This is a genomic window from Mesorhizobium sp. M0016 (assembly GCF_040324035.1).
GTDB lineage: Bacteria > Pseudomonadota > Alphaproteobacteria > Rhizobiales > Rhizobiaceae > Mesorhizobium.
Map to the genome: position 1 here is coordinate 1 of NZ_JAMYVM010000039.1, position 24,737 is coordinate 24,737.

Sequence of the window (24,737 nt, forward strand, 5' to 3'; positions counted from 1 at the left end):
AGACAGAAGGTAAATCGACCAGCGCTGCCGTCAAAGACATTTTGCTTTCGAACCCGGAGGGGCTGCACGAAGTGATCCGTGCGGTAATGCAGGAGGTTCTCGAGGCCGAGATGGAGGAGGCGCTGGGTGCTTCGAAGGGCGAACGCACGCCCGAACGGCTTGGCTATCGCTCGGGCTATTACGGCCGTACCCTGGTCACCCGGGTGGGCAAGCTTGAGCTGCGGGTTCCACAGGACCGGGCGGGTCACTTCTCCACCGAGCTGTTCGAGCGCTACCAGCGTTCGGAGCGGGCCTTGGTTGCGACGCTTGCGGAGATGTATGTGCAGGGCGTGTCGACCCGCAAGGTCAAGGCGATCACGGAAGAGCTGTGCGGTCATGCGTTCTCGGCTTCGTCGATCTCGGCCATCAACAAGCGCTTGGACGAGAGCCTGAAGGCGTTTGCCGAACGACCGCTTCAGGAGCCATTCCCCTACCTCATTCTCGATGCCCGCTACGAGAAAGTGCGCGAAGCCGGCATCGTGATGAGCCAGGCGGTGCTGATCGCGGTCGGCATCGACTGGCACGGGCGCCGGCAGATCCTGGCCGTGGAGATGGCCAATCGCGAGAGCCGCTCGGCCTGGAAGGACTTCCTCGTCGGCTTGAAACGACGCGGTCTCAAGGGCGTCGAACTGGCCGTGTCCGACGACCATGCCGGCCTGGTCGCGGCGATCGGCGAGGTGATCCCGGAAGCAGCATGGCAGCGCTACGTCCACTTCCTCAGGAACGCGCTCGATCACCTGCCCAGGAAGCACGGCGACGATTGTCTGCAGGAAATGCGCTGGCTCTGCGACCGGCGCGATCTCGCCGAGGCCAAGGCCGATCTCGCCGCGTGGCTGTCCAAATGGTCCGCCCGCTACCCGCGGCTGGCCACCTGGGCGGAAGAAGCCATAGAACAGACGCTGACTTTCTTCCGGCTGCCGCGTCAGCATCACAAGCACCTCAAGTCCACCAACATGCTTGAACGGCTCAACGAGGAAATCCGCCGGCGCACCTATGTCGTGCGCATCTTCCCGAACGCCGAAAGCTGCCTGCGCCTGGTCAGGGCGCTGGCCGTCGAAACCAACGAAAACTGGATGGAGGCCAACCGCTATATCAACATCGATGATCTGCGCGAGCACAAGAAGCTCGCTCTACGCCAAGCCGCATGACCAGTTTCATGATCGCCCATTTTGCAGAACTTGACGCACACAACCTGTAGCCGGATGTCGGCATGCCGAGGGGGCGAAGGGTTGCCTCTGGCAAGGCTGAGATCGTTGCCCCGAGCTCCTCTGCGAGGGACGCACCGTCGCTACCGACTATGGACCGCCATGCGGAAATGTCGGCTCCGGTAAAGGCCATGGAGCCCATGACACCCGGCGTAAACCGGCTGCCCTCTTCATTGGCCCAGGCGACGACCTCGATCGGCATCCGAGTCTCAGCCCTCGCGTCCTCCAGCGCTTCGAGCGCCTCGAAGGCGGAAAGCGTGCCGAGCGCTCCATCTAAGCGCCCGCCGGTCGGCTGGCTGTCGAGGTGGCTGCCGATCAGCAGCGGCGGCAGGGTGGCATCCGTGCCCTCGCGGCGGATGAAAGGTTTGCCATGGCGTCCTGGAAAACGGCGAAGCCGCGCTCGAGCGCCAATTCCGCCAACAGGCGCCGGGCGCCGCGATCCTCAATGCTGAACGGCTGTCGGTTTACGCCACCGGCTGGTGCCGCGCCAATCCGGGCGAAGGCATCGAGCCGGCCTTGCTGCGCTTTTTGTTTCTGATTGACGACTGACTATCAAGATCGCTGTGGGTGAATGCGTGAATGTACGTTAGAGCTCATTCATAACGAAAGCAGATGGTCCAATATCGACACGGTATTTGCGTCCAAACCGCGTTGAGTAGATTGATTGTAAACGAAAGCTCAGCCATCAAGCGGATGGTCTCTCTGGAACCCGATGATTTGCATCAACAGCCTGTCCGAACCGATCGAGTCATTGGACAGCTTACTGGCTCGTGAATGAGTAGCCGAGAAGGCACGTGATCGATCTTCCTTGCTATAGTTCGCGTGAAGCCGCCGCCGTTTCACTTCTTGCAGCCCGCTTGCCGGCTGCTTTCAGCCTCACCGGCATCGACGTGGCAGCCGTCATGCCTGATTCGACACCACCGCGGGTTCCGGTGGATTGCCGCCAGTTTATGATACGCATAAACGGCCACGATTTCCGCGTCTCGATCGACCCGACTCTCCTTCCGTCCAGAGCGGTCAGACATTGGCCAGACATGACGACGCTGCCACTGGATGATGGCTTGCGGGAAATTTTGTTTGACATCGTCCTGCGCGATATAGCGGTTCAGGTGGAACGATGGTGCGGTGAGCGGCCCATCTGGTCGTCGTCCGAGATCAACGGAGTGCTTCCTTACGCAATTGGGCTTGTTCGCTTGGAGGGTCCAAACAAACTCCTCGGACTCGTAGAATTCGGTGCCGGCGGGCTCGAATGGGTCACCGACTGCTGCTGCGATGCGCTGCCGGTCGTGTGCACAGTCCTCGACGATCTGGCTTTCTCTCTTGATCTGAGGGTGGCTCGGGTGACCCTCACCTTTGCGGAACTACAGGCACTCGCGCCGGGTGACGTCATCCTGCTCGACGCCTCACCGGTCGCTCATGACGGCGCGATGACAGTTCTACTGTGCCTCTCAGGCTATTTACGGTTTCGCGCCGCGATCATGGATGGCCGCCTTGCAGTCCTTTCAGTAGTGGACCACATGATGGATAAACCAGATCCTCTCCCTCCCGAAATCTTCGACAGCATCGACCTACCGGTCGATGTGGATGTCGGACGTCTGACTATGTCATTCAGGCAGCTTCGTGAACTCGCTGTGGGCCAGGTACTAGATCTCGGTTTCGACGCAACGACCAATGTCGCTTTGCGAGTCAATGGCCGGGTGGTCGCTGCGGGCGAGTTGGTGCGCATCGCCGATCGAACAGGCGTGCGTGTCATAGACATGCGCCTACAACGCGGCGAGCCATGAACACCGGGTTGCCTGATCCCGTTGCCATGATCGTCTTGATAGGGGCGCTCGCGGTCGTCCCATTTTTTGCGATAACCGTCACGTCATATGTCAAGCTCGTGGTCGTGTTAGGCCTGATCCGAAATGCTCTCGGCGTTCAGAACATTCCGCCGAACATGGCACTGAATGCGGTCGCCATCCTGCTCTCCGTCTATATCATGCAGCCAGCGGCCAAGAACGCATATGAAGCAGTGCGGGACAAGGACATCGCGTTCGAAGATCTCCGTGGGCTCGGCGAAACGATACCGTTAGTTATACAGCCATTTCGCGATTTTCTCCTGAAGAACACGTCGCGGCAGGAACGACACTTCTTCGCCAATGCCACCCGTGAACTATGGGGGGAAGAAGACGCGAATGCTGTTACTGATAGCGATTTTATGATTTTGATCCCGGCATTCATCACATCCGAATTGGCGGAGGCGTTTAAGATAGGGTTCTTACTATTCCTGCCTTTTATTGTCATAGACCTCCTCATTTCAAATATCCTTCTGGCGATGGGGATGATGATGGTTTCGCCGATGACAATCTCTCTGCCCTTCAAGCTGTTCTTGTTCGTCGCTGTGAACGGATGGCAGCGCCTGATCCACGGACTGGTTCTGTCCTATGCGGGACCATCGTGATGAGTACGGCCGCTCTCGCCACTCTCGCCGTTGACGCGCTGAAACTGACTCTGGTTCTGTCGATGCCCACGATCGTCGTCGCTACAGCGGTCGGGCTGATTGTCAGCGTGGTGCAGGCCCTAATCCAAGTTCATGAGCAGACGCTTCCCTTCGCGGTGAAATTGATATGCGTGAGCCTGATTCTGCTGGCAACTGGGAGCTGGATCAGTGGGGAACTGTATCAGTATACGCTGAACGTGTTCGACACCATAGCAGCGATGTAGGTGCAAAATGGAGATGCTCAATCGGTCTGATATCTGGCGCGGTAAGTATGAGCGCTATTCCACCGAGCCGCTCTCGATCAACTTATCTGATCCGCCCCATGTCGCCACTTGATCCGTCTCTCTTGCATAATGCCGTTGTCGTGTTTGCGCTTGCAACCACGCGTACTGCGGGGATGATGCTGATTATACCCATTTTGGGGCGCGGCATTGTGACCGGACTGGCGCGGAACGGCGTCATCATGGCACTGAGCCTCCCGGTGATGGCGCATGCTTGGGCAACTAGGCCTGCGAACCTCGAAATCTGGCATCTGCAGATGTTCCTGGGCTTGGGGCTGAAGGAACTCTTGCTCGGGATCGTACTCGGCATGCCGATTGCCGTGACCGTCTGGGGTGTTGAGGCAGCGGGCATCTTCATTGACAACCAGAGGGGCGCCGCGATGGTGAGCCTTTTGAATCCGGCCAGTGGCAATCAAGTCTCGCCACTTGGAACGCTGCTGGCGCAGCTCTTCGTCACATCACTGTTTGCAACCGGGGGCTTCTCCGAATTGATCAAAATGCTCTATCGCTCCCTTGAGGTCTGGCCTCTCTGGAGCTTGCAGCCTGCGTTCGGTCCGGCATTCGCTACGGGGGTTCTGCATCTCGCAGATGTCCTCATGCTACTGACTTTACTTCTCGCCGGCCCAGCCATCGTTGCTATGTTCCTCAGCGAGATGGGTCTGGCATTGATCGGCCGCTTCGCACCACAACTGCAGGTCTTCTTCATCGCCATGTCGGTTAAAAGTGCGGTGGCCCTCTTGCTCTTGATCCTTTCGCTCACCATCGTTCTTGCCGAGGCCGATCAATACGCGCCATCACAGTTCGCGATACTCAACTTAATCGCCACATGGTTGCCATGAGCGGCCAAAAGAACGAAAAGCCTACTCCCAAAAGGTTGCGCGACCTGCGCAGGAAGGGACAGGTGGCGCGGAGCAATGAAGTCGCATCCGCCGCACTGATCACCACATTTTTCGCCCTATTCTTTGTCTCCTTGTCCGGCATGATAGACCGGCTCGAGGCAATGATCCTGTTGCCTATACCACTTCTCGAAGGGGACCTCCTGAGCGTCACTCACAGGCTTCTGCGGTCCTATGTTGCCGAGCTAGAACGTTTGCTCGCGCCCTTCGTTGGCATCGTTCTGGTGATCGGCATGGGCGCTAACGTCCTACAGAATGGCCCGATGTTCGCGCCCAAAGCGGCCGCGCCGACGCTCAAGAGGCTCAGTCCCAGTGAGAACGTCAGGAGGATTGTTTCACTGGGGAGCTTCATTGAGTTGGGCAACTCGATTGGAAAAATTCTGTTACTCGGCTCTGTTCTTCTGCTCGTGTTGCGCGAAGGTATGCAGGCACTCGTCTGGACGCCGAGTTGCGGCATATCCTGCCTAAGGTCGGTGACAGGTAACCTGCTCCTCGGTATTGCCGTCTATACCGCGTTGAGTTCTCTTATGGTGGCAATTGCACACTTCGCATTCCAGCGTTGGCAATTCACGAAGAAAAACATGATGTCGAAGGATGAGGTGAAGCGGGAATACAAAGAGACTAACGGCGACCCCTTGGCCATAGCAAAACGCAAACAGCTACATATGGAGTTGCTCGCAAAGGCTATTCCGGCCACTCGCGCAGAGCGACCGTCTTGATCACGAATCCGACGGATGTTGCCCTGGCGGTTTACTTACGATCGGCAGCACATGCCCTTACTCTGGTAGGTGCCATCAGTACGGGATCTCACCGCGGCACATGATCCGCGCAGGGTGGCTACCGATGTGCCGGTGGTGCGAAACATTCCGCTAGCGCGCGCTACTGAAAGACGGACAAGTAGACCAGTCTATTCCATCAGTTTTATCAAGCCTCGCGGGGGTTCTACAAGCGCTTGGTAAGCTCGCAACCGAAGCCGCGATCGGTCGCGTAAATCTCTGTTCAAGCTGTGCCGAAGACAGAAGTTTTCGGCTGCTACAGGCCACTCCGCAGGGTGGCCCATATCTGTGTTATATGCACACATAACGAATTAATATTTGTGGCTCATACAATGAGGTTTATAACAAGCTTATGGACGATTTGTTTGCCGCACCAGCCAACCGGAGACGTTCGGCTCGATCGCGTGTTGCCCAGATGTAGCTACCATGGGAGCGAGCACGAACCTGGATGGTAGTAATACTGGATCTACGCAGCCTCGCACCACCTTGAAGGCAAGTCTGCCCCTAGCGGGTGCGTACCCCGACAGTAAACTGCCGCCGGAATCCAGATGGAAAGGGGTTGGCCGGCCGCTCGATCAGTCCCTCGCCAGAGCGCACGGAGCCAGAGCGATGCATGATGGGACAGGCGTATTCGAAGCCGCCGCTTCGAGGTTGTTCTGATCTGGTGGCGATTCGAGCAGATCCCGGTCCACGTGGGCCCATGGCGCACCGAAACTGTGCAGGCAAAGGGAAGAGCGCAAGTGGCGGGTAATCAGAGCGACGGTGCAGAGCTGCATGATTGTTATCGGGCCACGGTCTCCTGCGACCCAGGACTGCTCCGCCTTTATAGCGAGATACTCAATAAGTTTGGAACGGAGGGCTTCTCAAGGCATGTCGCCTTTCTTACGCGTACGCTCGGCCAGGAAATCGCTTCGGCTAGTCCGTCGGTCGAGCCTGCTCGGCTGCGTGAGATCCTCGGCGGATTATCGGCGTTGCGGGGGCTCGATACCGTTCACGAGTGCTGCGAAAAGATGGTCAATCGGATACAGCGTCGAAGTATGATCGACATTACCCCTGCCGCCGTGATGCGGCAGTTATTGCCGCTCGTGGAAGATGCCGTTCCTAGTCCATCCAAGATCATTGCCATTCCGGAACGGTTTGGAATCTCTTCCGTTCGATTGGATTTGCAGATTGCCGTGTTGCGCGAATCTCGAAATCTTCTCGCGATGATTCCGGTAGGGGCCTACCGCAACTTGGAGGCTCGAATAAAGACATTGCAGGCGGTAGAGGCAGCAATGGATTTCCGCATTGAACAGGAAGAGAGTGCATGAGCGCGAAGCAGTTCAAGCTTTTTGCTCGGCGAGGAATTTCCACCGCAAACGCCCCATTAACGCTGTTGATGCCACAGCGCAGTGATCCATGAATAACACCGACTTTGATAGCTTGAACTATTCAAATCCGACTGCGAGTGGGCCGGCGGAACTGCGGCGAACGCGCCTCGACGTTGGTGGCCTGATCCCAACAGAACTGGTGGTGCCGCTGCTGGATGTTGTTCGCGCACCGGTAGTCGATACTCAGCCGGCGTTGCAATTCGATCTGCTATACCACGACCCCACCGTCGACGACCTGATGATGGCCGCCTTCGCTCCCTCGATCGCAAATCCCGGGGTTCTCGATTCTCCGACATACGCCGCGACCCTCAAGGCCGCACATGCATCGCTGGCCGATCTGGCCGCACAGACGCGGGACTCAGATTGCGCGGTGTTCCGCGACGCGCTCTCGGTACTCGATCAGGCGCTAGCCGACCGTTTTCTTTTCGACAACGCCTGCCGCGCTCTGATGCAAGGATAATGCTGATGAAGCCTCTCATCAGTTCCGACAAGCGCGATGCGCTATCGGTGCTTGCGTATCTCTACCTGAAGTTTGGCTATTTTCACAATGCAGCCAAGCTTCTGCTCGCCCTCGACCATCTCGACTCCGGATCAGGTTGGGCACGACAGGCACACTGTCTGGCGTTGCTGCGAGCGGGGCACTGCGAAGAGGCCGCTGCCGAGGCCGGCCGGCTGCTTGTGCATGCACTGGATGGCAAGGACCGATTCCGGGTGATGCAGGTGCGGGCCAAGGCCTGTTGGAAACTCGGCCTCAGGTCCGAGGCGAGAGCCTGTCAGCGGATGATCGCAATACTGCTGACGCAGGCGGCCGTGCCGGGTGGGTCGTGGGAGAGGGCAGTGTGAAATTTCTCAAGGGAGTCCTGGCTGTTGCGACTGGCCGGAATGATATTATTCTGGCGGGGCTGTTAATTGCGATCATCTTCATGATGATTATTCCGCTGCCGCCGGTTCTGATGGATGTGCTGCAGGCTGTCAGCCTTGGAATCTCCGCACTCCTGCTGATGGTCGCAGTCTACATTAGGTCACCCCTTGCGTTCGTCTCCTTTCCGTCGGTGCTTTTGCTGACAACGCTCTTTCGGTTGTCGCTCGGCATCGCTGCGACACGCATGATCTTACTGCACACAGATGCCGGACAGATCATCAAGACTTTCGGCGATTTCGTAGTGGCTGGGAATCTCGTAGTGGGTGCGGTTACCTTCTTGATCATCACCATCGTGCAGTTCGTGGTCATCACGAAAGGGTCCGAGCGCGTGGCTGAAGTCGCAGCACGCTTCTCGCTGGATGCAATGCCGGGCAAGCAGATGAGCATTGACGGCGATCTGCGCGCGGGCGGCATCGATATCCAAGAAGCACGTCGGCGCCGCGTCGCCGTCGAGCGCGAGAGCCAGTTGTACGCGGCCATGGACGGAGCCATGAAGTTCGTCAAAGGCGACGCAATCGCAGGCTTGATCAGTATCGTCGTCAACATCATGGGCGGCATCGCAATCGGTGCCCTGCAAAAGGGCATGGGCTTTCACGAAGCGTTTGAGATTTACACCATCCTCACCATCGGGGACGGCCTCGTCAGTCAGATTCCGGCTCTCTTCACCTCAATCTCGGCAGGCTTCATCGTCACGAGGATAAGCGACAAGGATAAGGGCTCAGATCTCGGCACCGAAATTGGAGCCGAGGTAACTGCCCAGCCACGTGCACTGATCGCTGGATCCTTTATCCTACTTCTGTTCTCCTTGGTACCTGGTTTTCCTTCGACGATTTTCGTAATCTTGGCAGTACTGGCGGGAGGCGGCGGCTGGTTGTTGCAGCGCAGGCGTGCGCCTTCAGCGCCGTCAGTGAGTTCCTACTCAATGGGCGGCATGAGGGCGCTCCAGACGGCGCCGGACGAGCCGGCTGAACGAAGGGGCGAAGGCGGCGATGCCATCATGCTCACGATCCCCGTGATGATCGACATTAGTCGCGACGTTCAGGGCATCATCCGGCCGGACTCGCTAAACAAGGAGTTGGCGGCCGTGCGACAGGCGCTCCTCCTCGACCTCGGTGTTCCCTTTCCCCCCATCAATCTGCGTGTCAACGACAATAACAAGGATGGCATGTACACTATCATGGTCAATGAAATTCCATGTGGTGAAGGATCGCTACGAGCGCAGTACCTTCTGGCTCGTGATCTCCCCGAGAACCTCGACATCGTGGGTATTCCATATCTTCTCGATACGCCCTTCCTGCCTCAGATCGAGACCACCTGGGTCGACGTCGCACATCGCCAGTCGTTGCAAGCCGCCGGTATCCCATTTTTGGAACCGGTTCAGATACTCAGCTACCACATTGGTCATGTTTTGCGCCGGCAAGCAGATGAGTTTATCGGGATCCAGGAAACAAAAATTCTACTGAATAACGTGGAGGCATCGTTCCCGGAACTCGTAAAAGAGGTGCTGCGGACCGTTCCTCTGCATACGATTTCTGAGATCTTGAAGCGACTGGTCTCCGAGGAGGTCTCGCTGCGCAACATGCGCACTATTGCCACCGCACTGGTCGAATGGGGACAGAAGGAAAAAGACACTGTTCTGCTCACCGAGCATGTGCGCTGTGCACTAAAAAGGCAAATCTGTTTCCGGCATTCGGCCGGCAGGAATTTGTTGCCAGCCTACATTCTTGCGCCCGAGGTGGAAGACACGGTGCGTAATGCCATCCGGCAGACGTCGGCTGGTAGTTATCTCGCCCTCGACCCTGGCACAACCAGGCAAATCATTGATAAGGTGCGGGAGGCGGTGGGCAATGTTGGCCAGCAGTCTCATCAGCCCGTGCTGCTGACTTCTATCGATATCCGCCGATACTTACGCAAGATCGTCGAAGTCGATCTTCGTGCGCTACCCGTGCTTTCCTATCAGGAGCTTACTCCCGACATCTCGGTACAGCCGCTGGCAAGGATATCGCTGCCGTGAGCGAACCGGATGTGGAAAGCGTTACCGTTACTGGCACCGGCGATGATGCCCAGCTGGTCTTACGCGTGCTGTCTGGTCCCAACCGGAATGCAGAGACTTCACTGGAGGAGGGAGTCTGGTCGATCGGCGCGAGTGATACCGATGACCTCACCTTCGCTGACCCGGGACTGGCCGCTGCACATCTTCGCATTAGCGTCGAGCAAGGGCGCATCCATATTATTGCCCTCGCGCCGGGTGTGCGCATCGGTGCCAAAGATCTCCCAATAGACCACTGGACAGTGCTCGAACCGCTGACGCCAGTGCAGGTTGGGCGGACGATCTTTGCGATCGGCCCGACCCGGAGCAGCTTTCCCGAGATCGACCCCGTAGTGCGAAGCAGGGAGCCGGATGGACCGGCCCATCGTTCCTCCCGTCCCGAACTGGCGTCGGCTCTGGGCGGCCGGCAGATACATCTAATGGGAGGTTCGGCAACGCGGCGATGGCGGCTCGGCGCGGTGGCTTGCGCTCTCCTGATTGCGCCGGCTGTCGGAGTTTGGACGGCAATAGGACCAGTCCCCCCCTCCGCCTTGGAAGCGGCTGCGGACGCTGACCCGATGAGGGCAGAGCCGGATATCGTTCGCGAATCAAACCTCGTCAACATCATCCCCGTTGGTGACAAACCGGTCATCGCAGGAGACCTACGACATGGAGACGATGCTAAGCTGAAAGCCGCCTTGAGCAACGCCGACGTTGAAGCGGAAGTGTTACGCAAACAACCCACCACTATGTCGGATTCGCAGCTCATCGATCTAGTAACGACGGTCATACGCGGCTTCGGAATCGAAGGTGGCGTTCGGGTGATCGGCGCCGGACACATCACAATCACAGGATATGGACCCAGCGATGCGAAGGTCGAGGCGGCGTTTCATCGCCTGCGGGAAGATATTCCAGGGCTAGGTGAAGTTGAAAACGCCATCGTGACACCCGAATGCGCTCGCGCTTTTCTGGAGACCGCGATGACGGCCCAACTCCGTCGCTCCACTCACATCTTGGCGAAGGCAGACGGCGTGCTCGTTTCGGGCGCTCTGACTGCGATTGCTTTTGAAGCGTGGGAGCACGTCGCTTCCCGCTTTCAGCAGAAGTTCGCGCCCTACATCCAGCTTGAGACGCAGTTCACGCCGGTCTTACTGCCGGCGCTGAGAGGTGTACACCTCGGCCGAACCCCGTTCATCGTCGTTGAGAATGGAACGCGCTTTAAGGTGGGCGACAGTCTCGAGACCTTGGGCCGAATCGTTGCCATCGATCGAGCCGGAGTTTTTGTGCGCCTCGGCACGGATGAGGTGCATGTTCCTTATCAGAGCACGCCGAGTTGGATAGCGGAGGAGAAAGGGTGAGCGAAATCATGGCCCAGTTTGAGCTGCAAAGGCAGCTGCTAAGTGACTTCGACGGTGCAAGGAGATCCGCCCTGGAAAGGGAATTCGACGCCTGCCGGCAATCGTTGAAGCGTGAAATGGACGGTGGCGTTTTAAGGCAGGAATTTGAAGTCTTGGCAGCCATTGTGGACGCGATAGATGCGGCGAAAGAGGTGATCAACGCGACATGGGAAGCTATACCGATAAACAAACGCCGCTAACTTGGAGATAGAGATGGAAATTATTCACGGTCAGAACCAATATCTAAGTAACAGCCTTGGAAATTCCACTGCTGCAGCAGAAAGAAATCTTAACAGCTTCATGAAGTCCATGGACCCAAACAACGCGTCCGATCTTGTTAAGCTTCAATCTATCAGTCAGCAATGGAGCCTCAGCCTTAATTTGGAGTCCGGCATGATAAAGTTGCTTTATGACGCCCTGAGGGGGGTGTCTCAGAAAATCAGCTGAACATCTTCGCCAGATTCCAGCAGTTCATTTCGAAGCACCCTGCAAGCCAGCATGCTGTTTTGGCAGCGCGCTGTGGCACCCGTGTGCATAGAGCGCAGGATCGCCTCAGCGAGGTCGGGAGCGATTGCGGGTGACGTGCTCGTGCATGCGCTTTCACAACGCTCAATGGAGGCAGCAAATGCAGCCGGATACGACACTACGCCCGCGCCCGCGACCTCGAAGGCTTCAGCGAAAGGCGTGACGCTCGGCTTCAGCAGACCGGGAAAGCCAACCGACAAGGCCGACATCGAAGCTTCAACGGCCGCTTCAAGGCGGAGTGCCTGACCGCCCCTTGGTTCCTGGCCCGTGCCGGTGCCGCCAAAAATTGGAGGATTGACGCAGATACTGCAACGAGGTGCACCCGCATGGGGCGATCGGGCAAAAGGCCCCGATCTCCTTCCTCAATTCCGATGGCGCGGGGCAACAAGAGGCTCTGATCGCCACTGGATGAAACTTCTGTGGCAGGTCCGGCGGCATGGCGCGTTTTTCTCAGCATTTCCAATCGACGAGGGAAGGTGTGCATCGCGATTTCCGCAAAGAACTGCTATCGGTGATCGTGGGGAGGGCGCTTGGTCGAGAACGATTCCGAAGGAAGAGCTAATCGAAACGATTTTTCGCAACGGTACAGTCACCGTCGTGGGGATCTTGCTTGCCTTTTCGCTCGGCTTCGTCACGCATTGGGCTGCTAACCACATGCCATGGGAGGCACGACTTCGTTGCAGTTGTGCCGATACTGTTCGGCATCGCGTTGCAGGTGCGGGCGCTTTCCATGCTCGACATGAGTTCGCTGCGCCGACCATCTACGAACGCGCTAAGCGCATCTTTATGTCGGGCCTATCCTGACCGCATGCGGCGTGGTCGCCATCCTGCTCGATGACTTCGCGATGTCGGCCAAGGGCACGCTTCCCGGCGCTTGTCAAAACGTTGAATCCGGAGGCCGCTGTTCGGACTGCTGCCTTGGAATTCCGACGTCAGATCCGATGCACGGCTCCAAGTCGTTTTTTCCTTTTGGTCATCAATCTCACCCGCAAAGCCCATTCGTCGTAGCAACGATTGCCGGTTCCATGGTTCAGAACCGTGTTGCCCCCTATCGGCAGTTCAGAGCGCCGGACGGATCGGCGCTCGACAGCGGGCTGGTCGTTTTCTTCTGAGCAGTTCGAAATCCTCACGGGCCTGGTAGAGAGGCTAAACTCCCTGATTACGGGCTATCTCAAGTGCAGAGCTAAAAATAGTGCTATCAAGGCGCGAAGCCGATACCGCGGCTCGGCAATCCCGGCGGCAATTTCAACGATGCGCTGTTGTAGCTCGGGCGCAAGCCCCGCGATGCCTGCCGCGAGGGCTTGCACAGCCGATACGAGATCTGCGGGCGGGTCGGGGTCGAGCCCCTCGGCGAGGACAACGATACGCTGCTGGAGCTCGGGGGCAAGCCCTGCCATGCCCTCTCCGAAGCCCCATAACGCTTCGATGCGGTGTCTGGACCGTCGGAGCCCCTCGGCGAGGACGACAAGACGCTGTTGGAGGTCGGGTGCAAGCACTGCCACACCCCCTCCGAGGCCTCTCAGGGCAAAGCCGCGATCCCCGGACCGGCGGAGCCTCTCGGCGAGGGCGACGAGACGCCGCTGAAGATCGGGGGCAAGCCCTGCCATACCCTCTCCGAGGCCCTCCAAGGCAGAGGCGCGATCGGCGGGCTGGTCGAGCCCCTCGGCGAGGACGACGATACGGTGCTGGAGCGCGGGCTCAAGTCCTGCCACCCTTGCTCCGAGGACCCTCAGGGCCGGGCCGCGATTTACGGAGACAGCAAGGCCCTCGGCGAGGGCGACAAGACGTCGCTGGAGGGCGGGAGCAAGCCCTGCCACGCCCGCCGCTAATCCCTGCAGGGCCAATGCGCGATGGTGGGGCCGGTTGAGCCCCTCGGCGAGGACGATGAGACGCTGCTGGAGCGCCGGGACCAGACCTGCCGCACCTGCTCCGAGCCCCTCCAGCGTTGCGGCGCGTTGCACAGGGTCGCCAAGTCCCTCGGCTAGGACGACGAGGCGCTGCTGCAGCGCGGGTGCAAGCGCTGCCAAGCCTGGTCCGAAGCCCAATAGGCCCTCAGTGCGATCTTCAGGGTCGTCAAGTGCCTCGACGAGCACGACGAGACGGTGCTGGAGCTCGGGGGCAAGCCCAGCGACACCCGCTCCGAGGCCGTACAGGGCTGCGGCGTGTTGCGCGGGGTCGTCAAGTGCCTCGACGAGGGCCACCATACGCTCCTGGAGCTCGGGCGCAAGACCTCCTACGCCTGTTCCGAGGGCCTGCAGGGCCGAGGTACGTGCCCAGGACGGGTGAAGTCCCTCGGCAAGCGCCACTAGGCGCTGCTGGATGTCGGGCGCAAGTCCTGCCAAGCCTGGTCCAATATCGTCCAGGATCGCGTTGCGCACGCCGAAGTCCTCAACCCCCTCGACTAGCGCGGCGAGGTGCTCCTGCTGCACTCTGGTGAGGCAATTGAAGTCGCGCGCGAGTGATTGGATCACGCCAGGATACACCGGGGGCTGCAGGCCGAGTTGCGTCAGCCGGTTCCATATGGCCTGAACCCGGATAGCCCTTTGACGCCCTTCTTGAGGCGTCGCGATCATGGCGGCGACACGCAGCTGTTGATTTGTGTGCGACATGCTCAGCACATCGATCGGGCTGAGCCGCTCAGCAATGTTACCGAGAATCTCCAGCGGCAGATGAAGGACACTGCTGGTGCGCTGTCTGCTGACAGAGGAGGAATCGCTTGACGCTTGAGGCTCAGAGCGCGTCTGCCCCACCACAGAACAGGATGATTGACCTGGTCCTTCAACGCCAGCCGCCGGTCCGACGGAAGAATCGTCCGTGATATCACCCTCGATGGCGTTAAACGTTGAGATGGGCGCCTTGCCACGCTCCTCAATGCCCCTCAAATTCACCTCCTACGGCTAAAACTGAATGAGATCATCGTGAGTATCGCTCAGCGGAATCATCAAATATCGGGCAGAAGGTCGCTGGCCTCCCCAGGGTGGAGCCCGCGAATTGCTCGATCGGACAAGATCCTACGGCCTAGGTGAGCTGCCTGTCGAAGGGGACCGGATGAAAGCCGCCAACTCAACGCCCCCCAATCACTTGACCAACATCGGCGTGCACTGATGGTGGCGAATTTCGAACCGCTAGAAACAACCTGCATTTGCAAATTCCGAGTCAGCCCGATGTGTCGGATCGTCTTCATCATCAAAATGGTTTCCCGCAAAACACGTGCCGCTTCAAACGATCGACATTGATCTCAGCGCTCCGCCAGCACCCTCAGGCTCTCAGACCACTAAATCGTTCTCAGCGATTAGCGAAAACGTGGCCCCCGAATCATTGAAAACGGACGGACGCTCACATTCCATGCAGTTTCACCGACAGATTGTTGTCTTGTTTGCTACCCAAACTGTTGCGGCGCTGAGCGAACTCCTCCAATTCCAAATCCGCTGAGCGTTCTTCCTCCAGTTTGGCGTTGGTGCGCAAGGCTCGAACGAGATCCTCGAATTTGCTAACCTCGCGCCATGCCTCACGTGCCACTCTGTGCGCGTCCTCACGTGCCTCCCGACTTAGGTCGGCCTCTCCTCTGGTCTCATCGAGGCGCTTTTGGAGCAGCTGTTCATGTTGACGCAGCGAGACCGCCTGCGCGTTCACCTCGTCAAGATCAATGAGAGGGGCGGCTTTCCCGATTACCGAATCATACAGCGCGGCTTCGCGGCGGGGCAGGTCTTCCTGCCATCTGCGAAGATCTATCAGAGCCGTTCCGACTGCCGCGACAGCATTGCCGAGAGCCTTGTGCCGCAGGCGCAACGCATCTTCAGCGCGGCGGCGCCGCAGTTGCTTGAGCTCAAGAATGCGATGTACGGCTTTATTAATCATGCCAAGCAGGCCGTGAGGGCATCGAGCATTGCATCGAAGCCGATCTGCTCCTTTGTCGACTGTCGCAAGAAGCTTCGTATGTGGTCTATTTTGACGATCGCTGCATCAGCGAGCGGATCGGCTCCTTCCTTGTACTCGCCGACACGTAACAACAGTTCGACCTCGTCGTATTTTGCCATCAGCTGCCGCAGGCGGCCCGCCAACCATTCATGATCCGAGGACACGATCGCGCTCATGACCCGGCTGATACTCCCCAGTATGTCGATAGCGGGATAGTGGTTCGACCTTGCCAACGCGCGTGAGAGCACAATGTGGCCGTCGAGGATGGATCGGGTTTCATCAGCCACCGGTTCGGCCATATCATCGCCCTCCACAAGCACAGTGTAAAAGGCCGTTATGGATCCGCGGTGATTGTTCCCCGCGCGTTCGAAAAGCCTCGGCAGTGAAGCGAATACTGATGGCGGGAAACCACGACGTGTCGGCGGCTCGCCGGCCGCGAGACCAATCTCCCTCAGCGCACGCGCGAAACGGGTGACCGAATCCATGAGAAGCAGCACACGCTGTCCTTGGTCGCGGTACCATTCGGCTATGGCCGTCGCGACATAGGCGGCTTTGGACCGTTCCGCTGCGGAGCGATCGGAACTGGCAACGACAACAACTACTCTCGATAGCGCTTCTGCACCAAGATTGTATTCGATCAACTCCTGCACCTCCCGCCCTCGCTCGCCGATCAGCGCTATCACAGCCACGTCGACCGCCGCGCCACGCACCAGCATCGACATCAGTGTACTCTTACCTCCTCCCGCAGCGGCAAAGATGCCTGTGCGCTGCCCCTCGCCGCACGTTAGAAGACCATCGATCGCCCGTATGCCGACAGGAAGGACATTGCCGATGATTCGCCGGGATAAGGGATCCGGTGCGTCCCTGTAGACAGGCACGCGGGCTTCCGGAAGCAAGGGCCCATTGGTGGATGCGTCCAGAGGTCGGCCGAAACCGTCGAGCACGCGGCCGAGCAGGTTCCAGCCGGTCGGCACCATGAGGGGCTTTCCCGTTGGGATCACTTCAGTGAGCGTGGAGAGGCCCTGCATTTCCCCGAGCGGTGTCAGAATGGCGACATCGCACTGAACGCCGACGACCTCCGCCGATAATTGCAAGTCGTTCTCCGGATTGCGCAGAGTGCAAAGGTCGCCAATGCGAGCGCCCGGCGCCGTGGCACGGATGACGGTTCCAACGATTTCAAGGACACGGCCGCGCACGCGCATTGTCGTCGCCTGCGCAATCGCTGAACTTGCGAACTGGAAAAAACGATCGATGTTCTCGTGCTGTGCGGGAATAACCGCGTTCGCCGGCTCGGCTGGCTCCGACATTGATTTAGGCTTTTGGAACATTAGTATGCTTTGACGTGGCACTGCTACGCAGGCAGTTCTCGATCGCCGCAAGCTGGCTCTCGATGGTGGCTTCGATCAGTCCGGCATCGGTCTCGATAATGCATCCCGCATCATTTACACGCGCGTCGGCAATCAGATCGACCACCGCGCGCGAGGTCGGCGCGGGGAGGATCTCGTCTAATCGGCTGCGGACCGCCTCGAGGAGCGACGGTGCCACGCGTAGCCGGACCAGGGATTTGTGGCCCACGAATTTCAGACCGCGCAAAGCAATCTGCACCGCCGCCTCCACTGGCTCAACAGTTTCGATGATCCGGCGTGCGATCTGCAGGCCCATGTTGACGATCTGCTCTTCTTTTTGCGCCATAATCCGCAGGGAATCCGTAGCGATCGCGGCCAGGCGGGCCTCGATTGTCGCTTGTGCCGAAGCCAAGCCGGCCTCCTTGGCGTCCGCCTCGATCGATCGGGCGGATACACGCGCCGCCTCGACGAGCGCATCGGCTTCGTGCCGTGCCTGCATAAGCAGTTGCTCAGCGTCGACCACCGCCTGTGCGCTCGCAGCCGGCAAAATTCGCCCAGGGCCGAGTATGCCGGCCGATGCTGGTGTCAGTTGAACCAATACGACCATGTAGGTATCCTCTTACGGACCAGGCGCAGCATCGCATTAAATGCGTCCTCGCCAGCATTGTCGTCACGACAGGCATCCACCGCCACCGCCCAGATTGGCGCGGGACGGCGCAAGCCTAGCCGAGTCCGCAGCATTGGCGGAATGGGGCCAATGGCAAGACCGAACATCGCGGCGCCGCAGTGAAGCAATGAACCGGGCGCAGACGGAATGTCACTAGCACCGATCGCCGACATTAGTTCGGCAGTCGGTCGCGGCAGGAGTGCGGCCTGCGGGGCGAATGCAACGGCTTCCTCTCCAAGCGCGGCGCGAACCACCGCGATATCGCTCGTCCGAATAAGTCCTGTAAGGCCGGACGCCCCCACCCAGGCGCCGGCTAGTCGCATGAGGCGCACGGCGTCCTGTCCCGGGAGGAACGCGAGCCGGCTTCGTCGCGCGGCGCCAGCGGCGATAATCGCTGACGGTTGGTCACTTTGGCCACGAAGGAACCAGCGCCCAAGCTTAACACGGGTGAATGGTTCCGTCAGAGCGACGTCCAGCGGCATCCATTCTGGCCAACCATGCGCCCTTGTGAAGTCGAGATCAGCGGCAGGATCGGCAATGCAGCACATCACCGCCTTCGCCCACGGTGCATCAAGCCATTCATCCGACATCGCTGCTGATGTCCCCGCGATCCATGTTTAATTGTTCGATCCGGTTGATCTCATTGAGTCGCTATGGCGGATGTCTGACGGAAGCGACGCCACAGCAGGAACGCGAGGACGCCATTGCCGATAACCGATACCGCTATGCCGCATAGGAGCCCGACCAGTAGATGGCGTGCGTCTTTGTCTCGTCTCGTGAGGACGGCCGTCTTATCGACAGAACGCAGTAGATCATTGTCCTGACTCGCCGCTAGCAGGATGACGGAGACTCTTTCATAGGACAGGCCCTCCAAGCTGTTTGCGACGAGCTCCTTGATTTTTGGCACTATCTTATCCACGGTGGTGCTGGGTGCGTAACGGACAAGCACAGCAGCGCTCGACGGGAAGGGCGGCTTTCGATCGTCGCTCATCTCTTGCGGCAACACCACATGGACCCGGGCACTGAGTACGCCATCGATGCTAGTCAGGGTCCGCGACAACTCCTGTGTGATCCCGTAAATGTATCGCACACGCTCCTCTGTCGGCGATGAGATCATACCTTCTTTTTTGAAAAGACTGCCCATATCGGCATAGACGTCGTGAGGTAGTCCGGCGCCCTTCAAAACTTCCATAGCAGGGGGAACATCCTTAGTATCCACTGACAACGAGGCAGTGCCGCTGCTGTCTGTCGTTTTTTCGGCAGGGATGCCTTGCTTCATAAGCAGTGCGAGCATTTCGTTCGCTTCTTGCGCCGGAAGATTGCGGTAAAGTTCGAGCTTTGATCCGCAGCTCACTATCATGAACACCAAGGGGATTGGCGCCAGCCGCTTCAATACAGACCTCACCCGCGCCCCAGCGTAGATCATTGGTTTTTCAGAAAAGTCTCGAGGCTTTGTGTGGCCTTGCCGACCACCTTGGCCAGCATGTCGCACTGTAGGGACAAAGCTGATATCGCGAGCTGTGCGTTCAGCCAATCAGCTGAGTGGATTTCTCCCGGTTTCATGTCCGCCGCAGTCGCTTCTATGGCTTGGGTAAAGCTGGCGCTTAGCTTTTCCATGCTACTGAGGATGGCGTCTCCCGGTGGGCGGACGACGTCAGATCCGCGCGCCACCTCGGTCGCTGACCTGTCGTGCTGTAGCGACAACTCGGGCCGGACGGATGCGGCACGAACGGGGTCAATGGGTTCAGCCGAAATTATCGAAACGAATGCACTCTCCGTTGGCAAAACAGGCCTCAGTGCCCCTGGACTGATACTGTTCACGCTCACCGGATGTCCCTCTCTGCTGAAAATCCGACCGAGCTCTTGCCAATCGCCATAACGAGTCCATCGACGTCGGGATCTCCGCCCGGAACCCGCTTGAGCACGGCATCACGCTGGCTGAGCCGTCCGGCAAGATGGAGAGCCAGAGCCTTAAATGTCATCCCATACGCGTCATTCATATCCGAAAGCGGACGCAGCTTTTCCAACGCTGCCTCGATATCTCCCGCCGTCAAATCCGCCACGGCGTAAGCGATGACGGACTCCCTACCGCCCGGCGCAATGGCATTAAGTCCTTTCGCAATACGTCTGGCCCGCACCACGTCATTCGAAATGCAAGCCAGGAATGCCGCCTCGGCAAGATGCCGCCGAAAGCCGAACCCGATCTCAGTGCGACTCCCCGATGAGCCGGATGTACACGAAGGAGACATCGTTATCGAATTCCCTTTCTCTGGCCGATTTGAGCGTCATTTCCGGCAACAATGCCATCGAGCTACGGACCGATTCTAGGACGCCCGCAGCTTTTTCAAATCGCTTCGCGCCGGCAGGCATTGGTTCCAGTCTTAACTTGCATCAGGGGACGGCAATCTACGCGGCGGTCACTTCGACAAAGGCTTTTCCCTACGCATGGGCGGAAGAGCTCACCGCCAATGTTGTTCGACATAGGGCCAGGCACAAATACAAAGATGATATGCATCCATACTCGCCACATATGAGGGCTTAACGGAGAGCATGTTCGTCATTGCTCATCGGGCTGCTTCGACATCATTGCGTCTGATGATGAGCACATATCGACACGATATTACCGGCTCAACGTAAATCCGGCTATGACAGTATCACTTTCCGGGTTGATTGGGAGTTCATCAGCATGAGCCGCAAGCAACAAGTCGTTGCGGGTAAAATTCTCGCCTTGAGCCAAACGAATTGTAGGCTTGACGCAAACATCGGTAGACCGTGTCGTGTCAGTGGCTTTGGGGTGCTTGCTGAGGCGTGCAGATCATCCGCCCGCCTGATCATGGGTGTGAAGCGCGTTGAGCTCAGCGTCGACGGTGCTAGGACCGCCATGGAGGGATGGAATCGGCCGTCGGCATCGACCATCAGGCAGTCGCTGCTCTCCAGAGCTCGAACTTCGCCCGCGACCTCCATGTTCATTGGAGCAAGCCTGCCATTCCTCGGGGTAACGAATGGATAGCAAAGATCTCGATGAGACGATGGCGAGTGCGCGGCAAACGACCGCGCAGGTGGAGAGCACCTTGAAAGAAAGTCGCGAACAGCTCGCTAGGCAAGCTGAGCTCTTAGGCGATTATGCGATCACCGGCGAGGCCAATTCAGGAGCTCGTGACGAGAGTTTTCGGCAAGCTTACACTCGTGAGCGGCAGGCGGCGCTCACGTCTGATCAACTGCCGATACGTGGATCGCGCGTCAAGCTGATACGGCAGATGGTCTAAGGCGGCCATGCACAAGCTAGAGGAGCCGGCCGGTGGAAAAGTTGGCGCCATTGCGGCTGGACGGCTGGCGCGGCTTACGGAAGAGCTGATCGCAGGGCGAACGGATTTGGCGGCTGTTATAGGGATGACGGATGACGAGCTTGAGGCAGTCTACGCGCTCGGCCATCGTTTCTATTCTGCCGGTAGATACTCCGACGCGCTGAACTTCTTTCGGTTTCTTTGCATGCATCGGTACATCGACCCGAGATTTTGGTTCGGGTTCGGTGCTGCCAGTCAGATGTTGGGCGATTCAGCAAATGCCGTGCGTGCCTACGGACTGGCTGCGCTGCTGAATGACGAGGATCCGCAGATCCCGCTTCGTGCTGCGAAATGTCTGATCAAGATAAATCAGCCGGCGGCAGCTGTGAGCGCCCTTGAGAGCGTGTTGGCGCTTAGCAGCGGCAAAGCTGAGCATAGGGATTTGGTTCAGCGGGCGTTGCTGATGCTACGTCGGCTTAGGCCTGAAGTTGATTCTCAAGGAGGCTGCGATGCCTAACGTGAACATGGCAGAAGCGACCGGTGGACTGAGATTAAAAGCCGGGATGCTGACTCAGGTCGACGCACCCACCAGCAATCTTATCGCTGGTTTTAGCAAATCGGGCGCTGAACTTGCGTTACCGCCAGTCTCGGGCGGCGCTCTGGCGTCGGATGGGGTGCCAACGCTACCCCCACCACGGGCCTTCGATGCGATGCAACTGGTCGAGAAATTTCTATCGCTCAAGATAAAGATGGCCAACGCCCAGGCTGCCGCGGGTATGGAGGATGTACGGCATTGGGGTGAACTGCAGAAGCAGCAGAATGAGAAAATAGCTCGAAAAATTTCCGACGCGGCGGAGAAGGTGAAGGAAGCGAAAAAGAGTTCGAATGCCATGAGGATATTTGGGTGGATCGCGGTCGCGCTGACCGCGGTAGCGGCAGTAGCCACCGGCGGGCTTCTCGCCTTTTCTGCCGCAGCAGTGGCAATCGCCACGGCGACCCTGACCGAGACGGGTGTCATGGATAAGATGACGCAGGCCATTGTGAAAAGCCTCGTTAAAGACCGAGGGATGGCACAGGATCGGGCTGAGCTTTGCGCCGGTATCATCACGGTTTCCATCGTCATTGCTTGTTCACTGGCCACCTTCGGTGCCAGTGCGGCGTCTGGTGGGCTGAACGCGACCACGAGCATTGCCGCGAAGATCAATAGCCAGATCGACAAGGTAATGAAGATTGCCAAGGCAAGTCAGCATCTTGCGACAGTGGCTAAATCGGGCGAAGCCATTGCTGTGGGAGCCGGGGCGGAGGCAGGGCTCATCACCGGAGTCCTGCAGAAGCAGGCGACGGACGCCCGGGCAGAGACGTTGGACATCAGGCAATTCCTCGCCACGCTGGCGACGCTTCAAGGGGACGAGATCGCGCGCATCCAAAAATTGGTTCTCAGCATGAACACAATGACGCAAAGAGTTGTCGATGCCATCGATGAACAGAGTCGATCCGCGTCAATTGTCACACGGCATATCGGCTGACGAGCGATTCTAGCTGTCCAATCCATATCCGAACGTCAGGAGCGTATTCATGCTAGACACCTTCATCCAAACGAACCGAATTGTCGGCGATCGTCTGTCGGACAATGCCTTGCAGGAACATCGGCCCTTGGTGGTTATGTCCGGGACGTCTAATGGCATTGGCACTACGAACGGGGAAGTCGTTTCAACGCTCGCCCGTCCCTCCAAGTTGGCATCGGCGGGCGCGCCAACGCTCGCACACGTCGACTTTCACGCCGATGATGCCGAAACTGCTGTGGGAGCACGGCTCGCCTCAGTTGATATATATGCAGTTGGCGCCTTGCTGCACAGCCTCAATCTGCAGCTCCGTGATAGTGCGAGATTGGACAGGCAGGTTTCACGTGATTGCGATATCGCGGCGCAGAACGCCGCTGCCAAGGCACTTCGCGCTTCTGGGTCATGGCAGCTTATCGGCGCACTCCTAACCTCCGCTTTGGCAATAGCCGGTGCGGGGGTCAGCTTCAAGGGCGCGGGCAAAGCGCAGGCACGGTTCGATGCTGAGGTCGGTGCTTGGAAGGCCCAGAATGGCAAGACGAGCTTTCAGGCCGAAATGGCCAGGCCGGGTACTAAGCCGGATCTCGACATCCCAGAAGGGAGCCAGCCGCATCGCGTCCCGGTCAACCCGGCTACTAAGCCGGACCCCGACATCCCAGAGGGTAGCCAGCCGGCCTCCGACCTTGCCAAGGCGGCTCCTAAGCTGGCCGACACACTCCCAGAAGGTGGCCAGCCGCCCCCGACCTTGGCAAGGCGGCTCCTAAGCTGTGCCCCGAGACTCTCCCACAGGGTGGCCAGCCGCCTCACGACCTTGGCAAGGCGGCTCCTAAACCGGCCCCAGAGACACTCCCACACGGTCCCCAGCCGCCCCCACGACCTTGGCAAGGCGGCTCCTAAGCTGGACCCCGAGACACTCCCACAGGGTGGCCAGCCGCCCAGCGTTGACCTGACTGGGATCTATAGAGCCCAGCAAGCCGCCCATACAACGACGATGACTTGGAGCGGCGTCGCTACGGGCATGTCCGAGGTTGGCAAGATCGCAGGTGCCGGCTCAAACATGGGAGCAACGATTGAGCAGGCGAAAAAGGCGAAGCTGGACGCTGAGGACACCGAGATACGCTCTCGCGCCGAGGATGAAACCGAATACAAGTCGGCATATGAAAGGATGATCCAGGGTATTTTGGAAACGCTTTCGGAAGTGAGACGCGCGGATGCAGAGACGCGGAGCAAAATTGCCAACATGGGGTGAGAGTTTGGACAGTTTAACCTGCGCGCGAAAGGTATGAGAATGTCGGACGTAAGCATCCCAGCTCTGACGTATTCCAATATTCCCGGGGAATCGGGCGGGTTGGCCGCGTTGGCACTGCAGCTCCAAGTAGAGCGATATAATAATCTCCAGGATCAAGTTAGAGACGAATTCGACGACATGCAGAAGCGGAACGACTGGCTGAAGAACGCGAACTCCGCTTTGGCCGCGCTGCGCGCCAACCGGCCCGCCGACGACAAGAAAGTTCAAGGTTATGGCACGTTTGTGGACGCGCAGGGCAACACCCAGAACGTCCACCAGTGGATGCTCGCGAACGGCATCGCTATTGAGCAGAACAAAAACGATACCGCCGGTGTTCAGTCGGAATTCGATTCCGCCATCTCCAATCTCAAAGGGCGCGTTGATACCGTGAACAGCGAGTCGCAGATGGCGTTGATTCGCCTGCAATCCTTGATGGACAAGGTGAATCACTGCGTTGAACTCGCGACCAATTTATTGGCCAAGGATGGCAAAGCCAAGGAGATCATCCTGGGAAATATCAGGTAAAGAGCGGATACGTGGTCGATTTGAGACAGGATGATCAACAAGGTCCGCGAATTCAATGGCCTTTTTAGTGGATTACCTGAGGGGTGCTCGGGTCGCTGTCGCGGGCAGGGCAATGCTCTGTCTTCCCTGTTTACTGTCCCCTCTGGAGGGGTGCTCCGGCAGTGGTACAATTGCCGAGCGCGGGATTTTGCTGAACTCACCGTCCTCCGTCCCGTCTGCCTCCACGTC

The 24,737-nt window shown here is 58.5% G+C and carries 28 protein-coding genes and 2 pseudogenes; 20 read left to right on the forward strand and 10 right to left on the reverse strand.

The genetic code is table 11. The features are described 5' to 3' along the window. A partial coding sequence (locus tag NKJ88_RS31455) for an IS256 family transposase (protein WP_352446790.1) occupies nt 1-1,187 on the forward strand: 1,187 nt, incomplete at its 5' end. Between the two features lie 46 nt (nt 1,188-1,233). Here the strand turns inward: NKJ88_RS31455 and NKJ88_RS31460 are convergent. Beyond that, nucleotides 1,234-1,736 (reverse strand): annotated as a pseudogene (locus tag NKJ88_RS31460) (M20/M25/M40 family metallo-hydrolase); the annotation flags it as partial. A 302-nt stretch (nt 1,737-2,038) separates the two neighbouring features. Between NKJ88_RS31460 and sctQ the strand changes: the two are divergent. The 12 genes from sctQ (at nt 2,039) to NKJ88_RS31520 (ending at nt 11,844) form a co-directional block, all read left to right on the forward strand. Beyond that, the gene (gene sctQ, locus NKJ88_RS31465; protein ID WP_352446791.1) at nt 2,039-3,028 is read left to right on the forward strand and encodes a type III secretion system cytoplasmic ring protein SctQ; all 990 of its coding nucleotides are present in this window, start codon (nt 2,039-2,041) and stop codon (nt 3,026-3,028) included. Beyond that, complete coding sequence (sctR, locus tag NKJ88_RS31470; protein WP_352446792.1) at nt 3,025-3,687, forward strand: type III secretion system export apparatus subunit SctR; 663 nt, start codon at nt 3,025-3,027, stop codon at nt 3,685-3,687. The genes sctQ and sctR overlap by 4 nt, the downstream gene beginning before the upstream one ends. Next, nucleotides 3,687-3,950 (forward strand): type III secretion system export apparatus subunit SctS, encoded by a 264-nt coding sequence (sctS, locus tag NKJ88_RS31475; protein WP_352446793.1) that lies wholly within the window; start codon nt 3,687-3,689, stop codon nt 3,948-3,950. Before sctR ends, sctS begins: the two co-directional genes overlap by 1 nt. 98 nt (nt 3,951-4,048) lie before the next feature. Next, entirely contained in the window at nt 4,049-4,846 is a 798-nt protein-coding gene (sctT, locus tag NKJ88_RS31480; protein WP_352446794.1) for a type III secretion system export apparatus subunit SctT, read from the forward strand. Further along, complete coding sequence (locus tag NKJ88_RS31485; RefSeq protein WP_352446795.1) at nt 4,843-5,622, forward strand: EscU/YscU/HrcU family type III secretion system export apparatus switch protein; 780 nt, start codon at nt 4,843-4,845, stop codon at nt 5,620-5,622. Before sctT ends, NKJ88_RS31485 begins: the two co-directional genes overlap by 4 nt. A gap of 797 nt (nt 5,623-6,419) precedes the next feature. After that, nucleotides 6,420-6,989, forward strand: a complete 570-nt coding sequence (locus tag NKJ88_RS31490) for a TyeA family type III secretion system gatekeeper subunit (RefSeq protein WP_352446796.1) — start codon at nt 6,420-6,422, stop codon at nt 6,987-6,989. 88 nt (nt 6,990-7,077) lie between these two features. After that, nucleotides 7,078-7,509, forward strand: a complete 432-nt coding sequence (gene sctX / locus NKJ88_RS31495; RefSeq protein ID WP_352446797.1) for a type III secretion apparatus assembly protein SctX — start codon at nt 7,078-7,080, stop codon at nt 7,507-7,509. Between the two features lie 5 nt (nt 7,510-7,514). Next, on the forward strand, nt 7,515-7,892 hold the full coding sequence (gene sctY / locus NKJ88_RS31500) for a type III secretion apparatus assembly chaperone SctY (protein ID WP_352446798.1): 378 nt from the start codon (nt 7,515-7,517) through the stop codon (nt 7,890-7,892). After that, entirely contained in the window at nt 7,889-9,985 is a 2,097-nt protein-coding gene (gene sctV / locus NKJ88_RS31505; RefSeq protein ID WP_352446799.1) for a type III secretion system export apparatus subunit SctV, read from the forward strand. Before sctY ends, sctV begins: the two co-directional genes overlap by 4 nt. Then, the gene (gene sctD / locus NKJ88_RS31510; protein ID WP_352446800.1) at nt 9,982-11,358 is read left to right on the forward strand and encodes a type III secretion system inner membrane ring subunit SctD; all 1,377 of its coding nucleotides are present in this window, start codon (nt 9,982-9,984) and stop codon (nt 11,356-11,358) included. Before sctV ends, sctD begins: the two co-directional genes overlap by 4 nt. After that, on the forward strand, nt 11,355-11,597 hold the full coding sequence (locus NKJ88_RS31515; protein ID WP_352446801.1) for an EscE/YscE/SsaE family type III secretion system needle protein co-chaperone: 243 nt from the start codon (nt 11,355-11,357) through the stop codon (nt 11,595-11,597). The genes sctD and NKJ88_RS31515 overlap by 4 nt, the downstream gene beginning before the upstream one ends. A 13-nt stretch (nt 11,598-11,610) precedes the next feature. Then, entirely contained in the window at nt 11,611-11,844 is a 234-nt protein-coding gene (locus tag NKJ88_RS31520; RefSeq protein WP_352446802.1) for an EscF/YscF/HrpA family type III secretion system needle major subunit, read from the forward strand. Here NKJ88_RS31520 and NKJ88_RS31525 read toward each other — a convergent pair. After that, complete coding sequence (locus tag NKJ88_RS31525) at nt 11,829-12,131, reverse strand: hypothetical protein (protein ID WP_352446822.1); 303 nt, start codon at nt 12,129-12,131, stop codon at nt 11,829-11,831. The genes NKJ88_RS31520 and NKJ88_RS31525 overlap by 16 nt on opposite strands. On the opposite strand from NKJ88_RS31525, the pseudogene NKJ88_RS31530 reads away from it, so the two are divergent. Both NKJ88_RS31530 and NKJ88_RS31535 read left to right on the forward strand, forming a co-directional pair. Continuing rightward, nucleotides 12,067-12,334: pseudogene (locus NKJ88_RS31530) on the forward strand (integrase core domain-containing protein); the annotation flags it as partial. The gene NKJ88_RS31525 and the pseudogene NKJ88_RS31530 overlap by 65 nt on opposite strands. Nucleotides 12,335-12,737: 403 nt before the next feature. Further along, complete coding sequence (locus NKJ88_RS31535; protein ID WP_352446823.1) at nt 12,738-13,034, forward strand: hypothetical protein; 297 nt, start codon at nt 12,738-12,740, stop codon at nt 13,032-13,034. A gap of 54 nt (nt 13,035-13,088) precedes the next feature. On the opposite strand, the gene NKJ88_RS31540 is transcribed toward NKJ88_RS31535, so the two are convergent. The 8 genes from NKJ88_RS31540 to NKJ88_RS31575 form a co-directional block, all read right to left on the reverse strand. Continuing rightward, a complete protein-coding gene (locus tag NKJ88_RS31540; RefSeq protein WP_352446803.1) occupies nt 13,089-14,804 on the reverse strand; it encodes an F-box protein in 1,716 nt (571 codons plus the stop codon). A 454-nt stretch (nt 14,805-15,258) separates the two neighbouring features. After that, nucleotides 15,259-15,780 (reverse strand): type III secretion system stalk subunit SctO, encoded by a 522-nt coding sequence (gene sctO, locus NKJ88_RS31545; RefSeq protein WP_352446804.1) that lies wholly within the window; start codon nt 15,778-15,780, stop codon nt 15,259-15,261. Next, a complete protein-coding gene (sctN, locus tag NKJ88_RS31550; RefSeq protein WP_352446805.1) occupies nt 15,777-17,147 on the reverse strand; it encodes a type III secretion system ATPase SctN in 1,371 nt (456 codons plus the stop codon). The genes sctO and sctN overlap by 4 nt, the downstream gene beginning before the upstream one ends. A gap of 4 nt (nt 17,148-17,151) precedes the next feature. Further along, the gene (locus tag NKJ88_RS31555; RefSeq protein ID WP_352446806.1) at nt 17,152-17,793 is read right to left on the reverse strand and encodes a FliH/SctL family protein; all 642 of its coding nucleotides are present in this window, start codon (nt 17,791-17,793) and stop codon (nt 17,152-17,154) included. Next, entirely contained in the window at nt 17,772-18,443 is a 672-nt protein-coding gene (locus NKJ88_RS31560) for a hypothetical protein (protein ID WP_352446807.1), read from the reverse strand. Before NKJ88_RS31560 ends, NKJ88_RS31555 begins: the two co-directional genes overlap by 22 nt. 50 nt (nt 18,444-18,493) lie before the next feature. Continuing rightward, the gene (sctJ, locus tag NKJ88_RS31565; RefSeq protein ID WP_352446808.1) at nt 18,494-19,246 is read right to left on the reverse strand and encodes a type III secretion system inner membrane ring lipoprotein SctJ; all 753 of its coding nucleotides are present in this window, start codon (nt 19,244-19,246) and stop codon (nt 18,494-18,496) included. A 29-nt stretch (nt 19,247-19,275) separates the two neighbouring features. Continuing rightward, a complete protein-coding gene (sctI, locus tag NKJ88_RS31570) occupies nt 19,276-19,680 on the reverse strand; it encodes a type III secretion system inner rod subunit SctI (RefSeq protein WP_352446809.1) in 405 nt (134 codons plus the stop codon). After that, nucleotides 19,677-19,991, reverse strand: coding sequence for a hypothetical protein (locus NKJ88_RS31575; protein ID WP_352446810.1), 315 nt, complete (start codon nt 19,989-19,991; stop codon nt 19,677-19,679). Before NKJ88_RS31575 ends, sctI begins: the two co-directional genes overlap by 4 nt. A gap of 864 nt (nt 19,992-20,855) precedes the next feature. On the opposite strand from NKJ88_RS31575, the gene NKJ88_RS31580 reads away from it, so the two are divergent. From NKJ88_RS31580 to NKJ88_RS31600, 5 genes are read left to right on the forward strand one after another with little or no spacing between them, the layout of a single operon-like run. Continuing rightward, nucleotides 20,856-21,119, forward strand: a complete 264-nt coding sequence (locus NKJ88_RS31580; RefSeq protein WP_352446811.1) for a hypothetical protein — start codon at nt 20,856-20,858, stop codon at nt 21,117-21,119. A gap of 7 nt (nt 21,120-21,126) precedes the next feature. Then, the gene (locus NKJ88_RS31585; protein ID WP_352446812.1) at nt 21,127-21,654 is read left to right on the forward strand and encodes a SycD/LcrH family type III secretion system chaperone; all 528 of its coding nucleotides are present in this window, start codon (nt 21,127-21,129) and stop codon (nt 21,652-21,654) included. Then, nucleotides 21,647-22,663 carry a type III secretion system translocon subunit SseC family protein gene (gene sctE, locus NKJ88_RS31590; protein WP_352446813.1) on the forward strand — a complete coding sequence of 339 codons (1,017 nt, stop codon included), beginning with the start codon at nt 21,647-21,649 and terminating at the stop codon, nt 22,661-22,663. Before NKJ88_RS31585 ends, sctE begins: the two co-directional genes overlap by 8 nt. A gap of 49 nt (nt 22,664-22,712) precedes the next feature. After that, nucleotides 22,713-23,945: a hypothetical protein gene (locus NKJ88_RS31595; protein WP_352446814.1), complete on the forward strand. Its 1,233-nt coding sequence runs from the start codon at nt 22,713-22,715 to the stop codon at nt 23,943-23,945. Between the two features lie 39 nt (nt 23,946-23,984). After that, nucleotides 23,985-24,509: a hypothetical protein gene (locus NKJ88_RS31600; protein WP_352446815.1), complete on the forward strand. Its 525-nt coding sequence runs from the start codon at nt 23,985-23,987 to the stop codon at nt 24,507-24,509. Nucleotides 24,510-24,737 lie beyond the last annotated feature (228 nt).